Here is a 13,595-nt window from a genome sequence, read left to right as displayed (position 1 = left end):
CAGTTTATACAATGCGAAAGGCCACCCAATGGGTGGCCTTCTATTACAGATATTACAATTTTAGTTGCGAAGCGCTTCGCAATTATTCCATGCAAATAACTTATTCTAAGCTTTGCACTTCAATTTTTGCATTCGCGCGTAAATTCAGCATTAACGCTTCATTCACCGCTGAGCTCATTGCACCACGATATTCGTTTGACAACTGGCTCAGTTCATCAGCAGTTGGCTGACCTAAAGTCACTTTATCTAATTGAACAATTAGTAGATTATCTTTTTGGTCATAAGCGATTGCGTAAGTTGGTTTACCATCAGTTGGCGGTGTCATTTTCATCGCAACGCCAGTCACATCCGTTGCAGGAGCAAGGAATGAAACTGTTTGAACAGCACCAAACTGAGTGTCTGCAGCTTTCAATGCTTCATCACCTTTACCAGCTTGTAACTCTGCCAGTAATTTCTCACCATTCGCTTTTAATTGTGCGGATGCTTTCTGACGCTTAACTAATGCTTCAATATCCGCTTTTACTGTTTCGAATGGCTCTGTTGATTCCGCTTTATAGTCAGTCACACGCAGGACAAATGCACGATCCCCTTCAACGTTGATCACGTCAGAGTTGATACCGGTTGTACCTTTTTTATCGACTAAACGGTCGCTGAAAACTTCATTAATGACTTTCGGGAAATTCAGTTGTGCCGGTGGGTTTTGACGATCAAACCAGCCAGTAGTCGCAACTTTCAAGCCAGAAATGCTTTCAACTGATGCTAATGATTCATTATCATTAGTCGCAGCTTCACTCACTTTCTGTTGTAAATCGTAAAATTGTTTGACGCTTTTATCTTGGATTAAGCTAGTTTCAATACTGGATTTAACGTCATCAAAAGGCTTAATCGCTTCTGGCTTAACATCATCCAAACGGAATAAGACATAATTATCTTGGACTTTGATCGGTGCAGAAATTTGACCTTTTTCGGTTAAATTCGCACTGACGATTTCGCTTGGTGTAGAAGTTGCTTCCATCCAACCAATCACGCCTTTGTTGCCTGCACTGAATTTATCTGTGGACTTTTCGGTAGCTAACGTTGCGAAATCAGCGCCGCCTTTCAGCTCCGCTTCTAAGGCTTGCGCATCTTTTTCTGATGCGACTTGAATCATGCTATACAGCTTTTGTTCCGCTTTCGTGAAATTCTTTAGATTTTCATCATAGTAAGCTTTCACCTCATCAGCCGTCACAGACGCTTTTGGCATAGATGCCGCATCCATTTCTACATAGCTTACTTGAACTTGTTCAGGTGAAATAAAACTGTTTTGATTTGCCGCGTAATACGCTTTTAATTCATCTTCAGAAACGGTTTGTTTAGCTTCTAGCGCAGCTAACGATAAGCTTGCCGTACGGACTTCACGCTCTTGCATAAACAGTTCTGCATATGCTTTTACTTCTGAAGGCAGTGCAAATTCTGTTCCGGTGAACGATTTACCTAATTGCGCACGAACTAAATCTTGGCGAATTTGTGCCGCAAAATCATCTGCATTAATATTGTAACGTTTTAAAATTTCGCGGTATTTTTCACTATCAAAATTTCCATTCGTTTGGAAAACTTGCATAGCAAAAATAGCTTGCTCAATTTGTTGGTCGCTAGCAGAGAGTTGTAATTCATTAGCGTATTGGTTAATCAATTGATTATTGATTAAGTTATTCAAAGCTTGGGTACGCAGCTCTTTCATGTAGTTGTCATTACTTGCAACTTCAGAGAATTTATCTCCTAAGTATTCTTGTAATGACTGGCGCTCTTGCTGGAAAGCTTGCTGTAATTGTTCCTTGCTTATTGGCTGTCCATTGACTTCAGCAGCATTATTACTTGAGCCACCAATCACATAGCCAGCAACACCTGTCAGCACGAATGACAAGATAATAATAGCTAACAACACTTTAATAAAAGGACTGTTCGCCTTCGTGCGTAGATCTTCCATCATAAAAAGGCTTAACTCCGCTTTGCTTTGTTGAATTTCTTAATATTACGCTAATTTTAACTCAGATAGAAAAAAAAGCGCACCATTTCCATGGCGCGCTTATATATTAGCTGATTAAAGACATTACGTCAGTTTGAGTTTTCGCAAAAATGCGTGAAAGACGAAACTAAACTCAATTAACCGTTAACAGCGTCTTTAAGACCTTTGCCTGCACGGAATGCAGGAACTTTTGCCGCAGCGATTTTAATTTCTTTACCTGTCTGCGGGTTACGACCTGTACGTGCTGCGCGTTGACGTACATTAAAAGTACCAAAACCAACTAAAGTAACATCATCACCCTTGCTCAGAGAAGTCGTTACAGAAGCAACGAAAGCATCGACTACGCGACCTGCTGCGGCTTTAGAAATGTTCGCTTCTGCAGCGATTTTTTCAATCAGTTGAGACTTATTCACTATTATCATCCCCATATTAGTTTTGACTTTATCGGTTAATTAACCAACTACAGTATAGTTAACATTACTAAGTATAGTTAATTAATGATGCAGCCGTTATATCAATCCTGAATATTAATGGCAAGAAAACAGATAGCACGCTAACCATTATCAGAATCTTCGCTAAAGTAACCACGAAAAAAAAGGCTGACAAGCCCTAAATTAGCTGTCAGCCTTAATTTTATACAAGCTTCTTGATTCAGCTCACTCTTTTAGCTTTCTTTTGGACCACTTCAGCCCCAAAAGGAGGATTGACTAATGCTAATGAGAGGACTTCTTCAATTGTCTTAACAGGATGGATTTGCAAATCAGCAATCACATTCTGAGGAATTTCTTCTAAATCACGTTTGTTATCATCAGGGATAAGAACCGTTTTAATACCACCACGATGAGCTGCCAGTAATTTTTCTTTCAGCCCACCAATTGGTAATACTAAACCGCGTAACGTGATTTCACCGGTCATCGCCACATCCGCTTTTACAGGGTTACCCGTTAAGCAAGAAACCAGTGCCGTTGACATTGCGATACCCGCACTTGGACCATCTTTCGGTGTTGCGCCTTCTGGTACGTGAACGTGAATATCACGTTTTTCATAGAAGTCACCGTTAATACCCAGTTTTTCTGCACGAGCACGTACCACTGTCAGCGCTGTTTGAATTGATTCTTGCATCACTTCACCCAGAGAACCAGTGTAAGTTAACTTACCTTTGCCCGGTACACAGGCTGTCTCAATGGTAAGTAAGTCACCACCAACCTCTGTCCATGCTAAACCAGTCACTTGCCCTACTCGGTTTTCGGTATCAGCATGACCGTAGTCAAAGCGACGAACACCTAAATAATCCTTCAGATTATCCGCAGTGATCTCAATATGCTTCAGTTTTTTATCCATCAGCAATGCTTTAACGGCTTTACGGCACAGTTTAGAAATTTCACGTTCTAATCCACGCACGCCAGCTTCACGAGTGTAGTAACGAATGATGCTCATAATTGCGCCATCATCGATAGATAACTCGCCTTTTTTCAAGGCATTACGCTCAATTTGCTTAGATAGTAAATGTCTCTTAGCAATATTCAGTTTTTCGTCTTCGGTATAACCAGACAGACGGATCACTTCCATACGGTCTAATAATGGTGCAGGGATATTCATCGAGTTCGATGTTGCCACAAACATCACGTCAGACAGGTCATAATCAACTTCCAGATAATGGTCGTTGAATGCAACGTTTTGTTCTGGATCTAACACTTCTAACAGTGCTGATGCAGGATCTCCACGCATGTCTGAAGACATTTTATCGATTTCATCCAGTAAAAATAGTGGGTTTTTAACCCCTACTTTCGCCATTTTCTGGATAAGTTTACCCGGCATTGAACCAATATAAGTACGACGGTGACCACGGATTTCCGCTTCGTCACGAACCCCACCCAGAGCCATACGGGTATATTCACGCCCTGTTGCTTTAGCGATAGATTGCCCCAGAGACGTTTTACCAACCCCTGGAGGTCCGACTAAGCATAAGATTGGCCCTTTGATTTTACTAACACGGCTTTGAACCGCGAGGTATTCAAGGATACGGTCTTTAACGCGCTCTAAGCCATAGTGATCTGTATCGAGCACTTCTTGCGCTTTCACTAAATCTTTTTTGACTTTACTGCGCTTATGCCACGGAACCTGAACCATCCAATCAATGTAGCTACGAACCACAGTCGCTTCAGCTGACATTGGAGACATCATTTTCAGCTTCTGCAATTCCGCTTCGGCTTTTTCTTGTGCCTCTTTTGGCATTTTCGCTTCTTCGATTTTGCGTTTCAGCGATTCATTTTCATCTGGAGCATCATCCATTTCGCCAAGTTCTTTTTGAATCGCTTTCATTTGCTCATTCAAATAGTACTCGCGCTGGCTTTTTTCCATCTGTTTTTTCACGCGGTTACGAATGCGTTTTTCAACTTGCAGTAACTCAGTTTCTGATTCCATCATTGCCATCAGGAACTCAACACGTTCAGCAATGTTTGCCATTTCTAAAACGCGCTGTTTGTCTGCCAGTTTTAACGGCATGTGTGAAGCAATCGTATCAGCCAGTTTATCTAGCTGGTCTTGCTCAATCGCATGCAGTGAGGTCAGAACTTCAGGTGGAATTTTTTTGTTCAGTTTGATGTAGCTTTCGAACTGGCTAACAATCGTGCGATATAATACTTCTTGCTCTTTTTCGTCAACCAATTCCGCAGTGCTTGGCACTTTTGATGCGTCATCATAGATAGCCGCTTTCGCACTATCATTTGCTAGATATTCAGCTTGTGCTAAGAAATACTCGCCGTTATCGGTCAGGCTAGTAATGCGAGCACGACGTAGTCCTTCAACTAGCACTTTAACAGTACCGTCAGGTAGTTTCAGCATCTGGATCACAGATGCAATTGTCCCAACAGTAAATAAATCATTCACCCCAGGTTCATCGGTTGAGGCTTCTTTTTGCGCAACCAGCATCACTTGCTTATCATGATCCATTGCTGCTTCCAGACTGTGAATGGATTTTTCACGTCCAACAAACAGTGGGATCACCATATGTGGGTACACCACTACATCACGCAGAGGCAATACTGGTATTTCAATGCGTTCGGAACGCTCTGGATTCATAAAGCTCTCTCTTCGTTTAGCACACGCCAGTTAAGGGTTTCTGCTTATAACAGAAAAAATTCTTGTAAAACACTGTGATATAAACAGTGCTCTTTCAAAATAAGGAAACCACAACTAAGAATATAAACTATATGGGGACAAGATTTTAGCATTCAATGGTTAGTTAAGCATAAAAAACAAAATGAGGGTTACCCCTCATTTTGATTGATTATTTATTGAACACAGACGAGAAGTTAATTATCGCCAGAAGCTTGAGCATCCGGTTTGCTGTAGATTAACAGTGGTTCTGACTGTTCATTAATCACATTTTCATCTACAACGACTTTCTCAACATCACTCATTGAAGGTAGATCGTACATGGTGTTAAGTAGAGCAGCTTCGACGATTGAACGTAAGCCACGAGCACCGGTTTTACGTGCCATCGCTTTTTTCGCTATCGCCGTTAATGCTTCTTCACGAAACTCTAACTCAGTGCCTTCGAGGTTAAACAGCGCTTGATACTGTTTAGTCAATGCGTTTTTAGGCTCTTTTAAGATCTGAATCAGTGCTTCTTCACTCAGTTCAGTCAAGGTGGCAACCACAGGTAGACGACCGATAAACTCAGGAATCAAACCAAATTTAATGAGATCTTCAGGCTCAGCTTGAGTGAGTAACTCACCTTCGGTTGCCTTCTCTGATTCACCTTTAACTTGCGCCGCAAAACCAATACCTGAACGAGTATTCAGACGTTGACCAATAACTTTATCCAACCCGGCAAATGCACCGCCACAGATAAACAGAATTTTCGAGGTATCTACCTGTAAAAACTCTTGTTGCGGATGCTTACGACCGCCTTGTGGCGGAACCGCGGCTACAGTGCCTTCAATCAGTTTCAGTAATGCTTGCTGCACCCCTTCACCTGATACGTCACGCGTGATGGATGGGTTATCGGATTTACGAGAAATTTTATCAATTTCATCAATATAGACGATACCACGTTGAGCTTTCTCAACATCATAGTCGCATTTTTGTAGCAGCTTCTGGATGATATTTTCAACGTCTTCACCCACGTAACCCGCTTCAGTTAATGTGGTCGCATCCGCCATAGTGAATGGCACATCTAAATAGCGAGCTAACGTTTCTGCTAATAAAGTTTTACCACTACCCGTTGGACCAATGAGCAGAATGTTACTTTTGCCTAATTCAACACCATCGCTGGTTTTATCGCCATTACGTAGACGTTTGTAGTGGTTATAAACAGCAACCGCTAATACTTTTTTCGCTTTTTCTTGACCAATAACGTAGTCGTCAAGATGCTGTCTGATTTCGTGGGGAGTTGGCAACTCACTACGCTCGCGATGCGGAGCCAGTTCTTTGATCTCTTCACGGATGATATCGAGGCATAAATCCACGCATTCATCACAAATATAGACTGACGGACCGGCAATCAGCTTACGCACTTCATGCTGACTTTTTCCGCAGAAAGAACAGTACAGCAATTTACCTGCTCCCTCTTTGCGTTTATCTGTCATCAGTAGACCTCACTTATATTTATAATACCTTGTTTTATCTAACTTTCGCAGCAAAACAAGGCAACAAATTTTCAAAAACTTTAGGATATAAACTAATTATATCAAAATATTTACAAATTAACGGCTGGTATAAATATGATCAACCAGACCATATTCTTTAGCTTCATTTGCTGATAAGAAACGGTCACGCTCTGTGTCACGACTAATTTCTTCAATGGATTTCCCAGTATGTTGGGCCATCAATTCATTCATGCGCGATTTCACTTTCAAGATTTCTTGAGCGTGAATTTCAATGTCTGTCGCTTGTCCTTGATAACCACCTAATGGTTGGTGGATCATGACGCGAGAGTTTGGTAAGCAGAAACGTTTACCTTTTGTACCTGCGGTTAATAAAAACGCACCCATTGAGCACGCTTGTCCCATACAGATAGTGCTCACATCAGGTTTGATAAATTGCATGGTGTCGTAAATTGACATCCCTGCAGTAATCACGCCACCTGGTGAGTTAATATAAAGTTGAATATCTTTCTCTGGGTTTTCTGCTTCAAGAAATAGCATTTGAGCGACAATTAAGTTCGCCATATGATCTTCCACCTGACCAGTCAGGAAGATAATACGTTCTTTTAATAGACGTGAATAAATATCATATGAGCGCTCACCTCGAGAGGTTTGCTCGATAACCATTGGCACAAGTGCCATTTGGGATGCTAACTGCTCCTGACCGCCAAAATGTGACATCGAAATCTCCTATTAAAAACTTTCTGGTGCTTGCGCCTAATTTGCTGTCTGTCCGCCATTTTGGGCAGGGCTCGTGCTACAAACAATATTTCTAAAAAACAATATTTCTAAAAAACACTCTTTCGAAGTTAGCTGTGTCTGCCTGCTTATACTCTTCACTTACTTCATTATTTTAGTCACTTTTTTAAATCTTAGTTAAAAAGTCGCTAAAGAATTAAGCCAGAATACAGTTGAAAACTCAGCGATAGGCAAGACGCTCTGTTACAGAGTTTAACACAAGTCTATCTAGTTACACGGTTTTATACTGTCGAAAAATGTGTTCCACACAAAAATCCCATCATCATCTAGCGAACGATATCTTGATGACTCTTATTATAATTAGGGTTTAAATGTAATTTTCAAGATGATTTGCACAAAGTCTAAATATTACGACGCTAATTGACAAAAAACCCGCAGTGAAACACCACGGGTTTTGCTTTGTACTTCTAAAAAGAAGAGTACTGCTAAAAAGAAAAATTAACCAGCTTGAACTTGGTTCATCAGCTCAGTGAAGTTAGTTTCTTTTTCAGTTACTTTAGCCGCTGCCAGAATAGTTTCTACAGCTTGCTCTTCTAATGCTAAGTTACGAACACTGTTCATCAGCTCTTCATTTTTGCTGTAGTATTCGATAACTTCTGATGGATCTTCGTAAGCAGAAGCCATGTCTTCGATCAGTGCTTTAACACGATCTTCGTCAGCTTTCAGCTCGTTAGTACGGATAACTTCGCCTAACAGCAGACCAACAATTACGCGACGTTTAGCTTGTTCTTCGAACAGTTCACGTGGTAATTCCATCGCTTGTTTTTCGTTGCCACCAAAACGCTGTGCAGCTTGACGACGCAGAACATCGATTTCACCATCAACAACTGCTGCTGGGACTTCGATTTCGTTAGCGTTAACCAGACCTTCCAGAACTTGCGCTTTAACACGGTTACGAACTGCATTTTTCAGCTCACGTTCCATGTTTTTACGAACTTCTGCACGCAGACCTTCTACTGAACCGTCAGCAATACCGAAACGCTTAACGAATTCTTCAGTAAATTCTGGCAGTTCACGCTGTTCAACTTTCTTCAGAACGATTGCGAATTTAGCCGCTTTACCTTTCAGGTTTTCTGCATGGTAATCTTCTGGGAAGTTAACTTCGATATCGAATTCTTCACCAGCTTTATGACCAACAACGCCTTCTTCGAAGCCTGGGATCATACGACCTTCGCCCATAACCAGTGCGAAATCTTCAGCTTTACCACCTTCAAATTCTTCACCGTCGATAGAACCTGTGAAGTTAATAGTGATACGTGAATCAGCAGCTGCTGCATCTTCAACTTCTTTCCACTGTGCTTGTTGCTTACGCAGAGTTTCCAGCATGTCGTTGAGGTCTTCGTCTTTCACGGTTACAGCTGGTTTTTCAACTTCGATAGTTTCAAAACCTTTTAATTCGATTTCTGGGTACACTTCGAATTCAACCGCGTAAACGAAGTCTTTACCGTCTTCGAACATTTCTGGCTTGTAGCTTGGCGCGCCAGCTGGGTTGATTTTTTGTTCAATGATTGCATTGATAAAGTTACGTTGCATAACATCGCCCAGAACGTCTTGCATTACAGACGCACCGTAGCGTTGTTTAACGATGTGCATTGGCACTTTCCCTTTACGGAAACCATCAACACGGACTTTTTTAGCAACGTTAACCAGCTCGCTATTCAGCGCTTTTTCAATATCAGTGGCAGGAACGGTGATTGTTACACGACGCCCAAGGCCTTGAGTCGTTTCAACAGAAACTTGCATCTTCTTACCTCAAAATAAATCTTAGTGATCGGTCTACTCCAGAGTTATGCCATTAAATCATAATGGCAATCTCCCTTCCAGAACCGGGGGCGTTACTTTCATAACGGTCATCCCTGATATCAGAAGCGTCCCGAAACCTTACTGAAAATTAGACGCAGCATTATACCGATGCATGCGCCCTGAGTCGAGAAAAGCCGATAAAAGAAGCGATCATTCCTCTTTATTTGTGACTTTTCTGACTAAAAATTCATTTTCCTCTCTCAAATTGAGGAAAAAACGATCACTTACAGCCACTTGATAAATACACTATTAATATTCATATGTCATCAAGATGCTTAATTAGCGATTCACACCACCAACACCACGACAAGCAGGTGATTTTAGCGCTGTACTCGCTAATTCATTCCACTCTTTCGGAGTATAAGTGTGTAAGGCTAAAGCATGGATCCCACCTGCAAGCTCGTCAGCCAAAATAGCATAAATTTCACGGTGACGACCAATCATACGTTTGTTTTCAAATTTATCACTGACTAAAACCACTTTGAAATGGCTCTCTGAACCGGGTAACACATTATGCTGATGACTTTCATTAATCACCTCCATGTGTTCAGGTTCAAATGCAGACTGTAGCTTTTCACTCACGCGAGACTGCATAGTTTGTGGCATATTGGCGTCCATAGAGACTCCTAAGTTAATTAAAAAACGCTAAAGCACATTTGAAAAAAATCACCCAATCACGCTGCTGGTAACTATCTTCTTATTATAGAAATAGCGGATAATAGCATCTACATTGTTGAAACTATGGTCTGGGAATGCAAAATGTTCATCGACTGCACATTTATGCGAATTTTTTCTCAAACTGTTGTCTAATAGTGTGAGTTGTTGCACCCCGAACCATAACGGAACATTTTCAATTAGGAAAGATGAACTGGGAAGAATTATGTTAAGAAAACTGTGTTTTCCACTTTTTGCGTTATTTCTATTAGCGGGCTGTACTGCACCGTCTAATACGCTGTCCCTCGAACCTAAAATTGCATTACCAGCCAAAAACCCGACGCTCAATGCAACTTCAATTAGTGTGAGTAGCGTTGATAACCGTACAAATCGCTCCTTGGCTGAAATTAACAGAAACGGTACTTTAGAGGTGCTTAATCCCTCTCGCGATCCGCGTTATCTAATGCAAGAAGCTGTAGAAAAGCAGATGGCCGCTCGTGGTTTCATGGTGACTTCTCCCGCCAATATCAACTTAGTGGTTCAATTAAACAAATTGAACACGCAAGTGAGTGAAGGAAGTTTACGCCATAATATTACGGTTAACTCCAGCGTTGTCGTTAATGCGACCGCACCAAATGGCTCAACTAAGAGCCGGACTTATACCCGTAATTACAATACCCAAGGAGCATTAGGCGCAACCAATGAAAAAATTGCTGCGGCAATTAACCTTGCTTTAAGTGATTTAATTTCAGATATGGCGAAAGACCAAGAGCTCGCCGATTTTATCAGACAAAATTCACGGTATTAATCGCGCATCAAGAATGATTTCATACTAGTATCATTCTGGTTCATTAGAGGCTGCAAAAAAACAGTCTACTGTGTCCTACTAACCCAAGTTATTTCTTTAATATAAATAGCTTGGGTTGTTTTATCTTTCTACTGCGCCATTCTTCGCGCAACGTAATACACTAGATCCAGGCGATGAGGGAATAATGCCACGTTTTACACTACCCAGATTTACACTGCCCAATAATGTGACCTTAATTTTACTGGGATTCGTCTCAGGGTTGCCCTTGGCATTAACTGCTGGAACATTACAAGCTTGGTTAACCGTTGAAAAAATTGACATTAAAACCATCGGTTTCTTTTCTCTCGTCGGTCAGGCCTACGTTCTAAAATTTCTATGGTCCCCCATGATGGATCGCTATACACCCTCATTTTTAGGGCGCCGCAGAGGGTGGTTATTAACAACGCAAATTTTGCTTGTGATTAGCATTGCAGGCATGAGTTTTATGAATCCGTCGGAACATCTTTGGTGGTTAGCTGCACTAGCAGTCACTGTAGCTTTCTGTTCCGCATCCCAAGATATTGTTTTTGATGCCTATAAAACAGATTTATTAAGCGCAGAAGAGCGAGGTATTGGTGCAGCAACATCGGTCATGGGCTATCGTATTAGTATGCTGGTTTCTGGGGGATTAGCACTTTGGCTTGCTGATAAGTTCTTAACGTGGCAACAGCTTTACTTGTTTATGGCTGGGCTAATGTTTATTGGGATCTTCGCTACCCTATTCGCAAAAGAGCCCCAAGAAAATACCGCCCCACCAACTTCATTAAAAGATGCTATTTATGAGCCACTTGCCGAATTTTTTAGCCGAAATAATGCATGGCTGATTTTGTTGCTGCTCATCTTTTATAAGATGGGTGATGCTTTCGTTATGGCGCTAAATACCAACTTTTTACTCAATGCTCTTGGCTTTAGTTTGAGCGAAGTGGGTACAGTAAATAAAACCGTTGGTATGGCGGCTACAATCATCGGAGCCCTATTTGGGGGGTATCTGATGAAAAATATGAGCCTATTTAAAGCATTATTTGTCTTCGGTGTGCTCCAAGGTGGTTCGAATATTGGCTACTGGTTCCTCGCAGTAACACCGCCAAATATTATCAGCATGGGATCTATTATCTTCCTCGAAAATATCTTTTCAGGAATGGGAACTGCGGCATTTGTCGCCTTATTAATGACCTTATGTAATAAGTCTTTATCAGCCACTCAATTTGCCTTGCTTTCAGCATTATCCGCTGTAGGCCGTGTCTATATCGGTCCCGTCGCAAGTATTTTTGTCAGCACCTACGGCTGGCCAATGTTCTACTTAATTTCCATCGGCGTTGCAGTACCGGGGGTTTTATTGCTACTCGCTTGCCGAACTTCATTGTTATACACCCAAGATACGGGAGAGTTTCAACGCAGAGAGTTTTTCCCTCGAGAATATAAAATCGCGGTTTATGCGCTAATGGCAGCAGCATCTATATTGGCGGTTTGGTTAATTAGTTTACTAATCACATCATTTGCAGGCGTGAAAGTTTACTTGTTTACTTCCCATATATCCCTGTGGTTAGCGCTCCCGACTTATCAGAATCTCATATTTAACATTGGTATAGCCATTGGTGCTATCAGCCTTATTGTTGGTGGAACCCTCGATTTCCTCGCTGTCCGCAAAGCCATAAAACATAAATAATTCTGATATTTTTGATTGATTCCCATTCTATTCAGCTCACGACTCCCCCAAGTTAAACTAATTAATTTGGGGAATCTCTCCTTTTTTCGCAAATTAGATCCCTCTTGCAAATATCGCTTAAAGATTGATAAAAGCGTGATGTAAATCACTAATTTTATGAAAGATATTTTTTAATTACAAATTGAAAGCTTAATATCTCACATGTTTGAGGATGGTTAGTTGACAAGCTAAAAATTTGCGTAACAACTAATTTTTATTAATACATAAACGAAAATAATGTCTTATGAAAAAAACACTACTCTGTGCTGCTGCTCTAGCATCATTGGCAGGGACCGCGAATGCTGAAAATTTTCTTGGGTATCAGAATGGTTTCGCAGATATCAACGTGAACTATCTCGACTGGTCCCGTCATACAGAAAATAAATCTAAAAATACAACCCATAAGGAAGATTTCGCTTACTTCGAATTAGAAGGTGGCGCTAATTTTAATTGGGGTGAATTATATGGTTTCTTTGACGTTGAAAACCCATTTAATAAACAGCATGAAGATCCAGGCAAAAACCAGCGTTATACGCTGAAAACAACAGCTCGCGTCTATATCGCAGATACTGGATTCAACTTATACGGCCACGTTTATGGTACTTGGTCTTTACCAGGTGACAAACACGGCGGCAACTTCCACGAAGTCAACACACTGTATGGTATCGGTTATAACACCTCAATTGGCGATCTGTGGTTCAAACCTTTCGTAGCTATGCACTATGTTGACCAAACCTATTATTCCGGTAATAACGGCTATGTGGTTGGTTGGGTTGCAGGTTACAACTTCAAAATGTTCCAAGAAGATTTCATGATCACTAACTGGCATGAAATGGAATTTGCACGTCATGAGCGTTATGGTAACGGTGGTCGTGATGGCGTGAACGGTGCATTAGCTTTCTGGTGGAACGCCACGCCAAATTTAGCTGCTGGTGTTCAATATCGTTATGCTGACAATAAGTTAGGTGATGATTTCTACCAAGATGCAATCATTTATACATTAAAGTATAACTTCTAGTGACTAAGGAAATATTGTTTATATTTTTAACATATTTCCTTTAGTTTCAAAAATGTAACAATTTTTCTTTATTATTTTGCCGGTAAAGTAGCCAATTTCACTTTATCGGCAATATAATCAGTAATTTCCCCTACGGAATATCTTAACAATCCAAG

At 41.0% G+C, this 13,595-nt stretch carries 10 protein-coding genes; 3 read left to right on the top strand and 7 right to left on the bottom strand.

The annotated features are described in order from the left end of the window. Positions 1-100: 100 nt before the first annotated feature. From ppiD to bolA, 7 genes are all read right to left on the bottom strand, one after another. Positions 101-1,969: a peptidylprolyl isomerase gene (gene ppiD, locus ACY3ZI_RS03985; RefSeq protein ID WP_211886622.1), complete on the bottom strand. Its 1,869-nt coding sequence runs from the start codon at positions 1,967-1,969 to the stop codon at positions 101-103. Between the two features lie 173 nt (positions 1,970-2,142). Beyond that, positions 2,143-2,418 (bottom strand): nucleoid-associated protein HU-beta, encoded by a 276-nt coding sequence (gene hupB / locus ACY3ZI_RS03980; RefSeq protein WP_006662768.1) that lies wholly within the window; start codon positions 2,416-2,418, stop codon positions 2,143-2,145. Positions 2,419-2,656: 238 nt separating this feature from the next. Beyond that, positions 2,657-5,086: an endopeptidase La gene (gene lon, locus ACY3ZI_RS03975; protein ID WP_211886624.1), complete on the bottom strand. Its 2,430-nt coding sequence runs from the start codon at positions 5,084-5,086 to the stop codon at positions 2,657-2,659. Positions 5,087-5,319: 233 nt separating this feature from the next. After that, positions 5,320-6,597, bottom strand: coding sequence for an ATP-dependent protease ATP-binding subunit ClpX (clpX, locus tag ACY3ZI_RS03970; RefSeq protein ID WP_006657220.1), 1,278 nt, complete (start codon positions 6,595-6,597; stop codon positions 5,320-5,322). A gap of 117 nt (positions 6,598-6,714) precedes the next feature. After that, complete coding sequence (clpP, locus tag ACY3ZI_RS03965) at positions 6,715-7,335, bottom strand: ATP-dependent Clp endopeptidase proteolytic subunit ClpP (protein WP_006657219.1); 621 nt, start codon at positions 7,333-7,335, stop codon at positions 6,715-6,717. 516 nt (positions 7,336-7,851) lie between these two features. Beyond that, positions 7,852-9,156, bottom strand: coding sequence for a trigger factor (tig, locus tag ACY3ZI_RS03960; RefSeq protein ID WP_036953907.1), 1,305 nt, complete (start codon positions 9,154-9,156; stop codon positions 7,852-7,854). Between the two features lie 339 nt (positions 9,157-9,495). Then, a complete protein-coding gene (gene bolA, locus ACY3ZI_RS03955) occupies positions 9,496-9,834 on the bottom strand; it encodes a transcriptional regulator BolA (RefSeq protein WP_132496192.1) in 339 nt (112 codons plus the stop codon). A 262-nt stretch (positions 9,835-10,096) separates the two neighbouring features. Here bolA and ACY3ZI_RS03950 point away from each other — a divergent pair, with 262 nt between their 5' ends. From ACY3ZI_RS03950 to ACY3ZI_RS03940, 3 genes are all read left to right on the top strand, one after another. Then, complete coding sequence (locus ACY3ZI_RS03950; protein WP_211886628.1) at positions 10,097-10,678, top strand: YajG family lipoprotein; 582 nt, start codon at positions 10,097-10,099, stop codon at positions 10,676-10,678. 184 nt (positions 10,679-10,862) lie between these two features. Continuing rightward, positions 10,863-12,383, top strand: coding sequence for a muropeptide MFS transporter AmpG (ampG, locus tag ACY3ZI_RS03945; protein WP_487376023.1), 1,521 nt, complete (start codon positions 10,863-10,865; stop codon positions 12,381-12,383). Positions 12,384-12,666: 283 nt separating this feature from the next. After that, the gene (locus ACY3ZI_RS03940; protein WP_211886632.1) at positions 12,667-13,440 is read left to right on the top strand and encodes a nucleoside-specific channel-forming Tsx family protein; all 774 of its coding nucleotides are present in this window, start codon (positions 12,667-12,669) and stop codon (positions 13,438-13,440) included. Positions 13,441-13,595 lie beyond the last annotated feature (155 nt).

The organism is Providencia sp. LY12, assembly GCF_057621555.1.
Note: the sequence above shows the minus strand (reverse complement) of the source record. Positions and strands in the feature narration are given on the sequence as shown.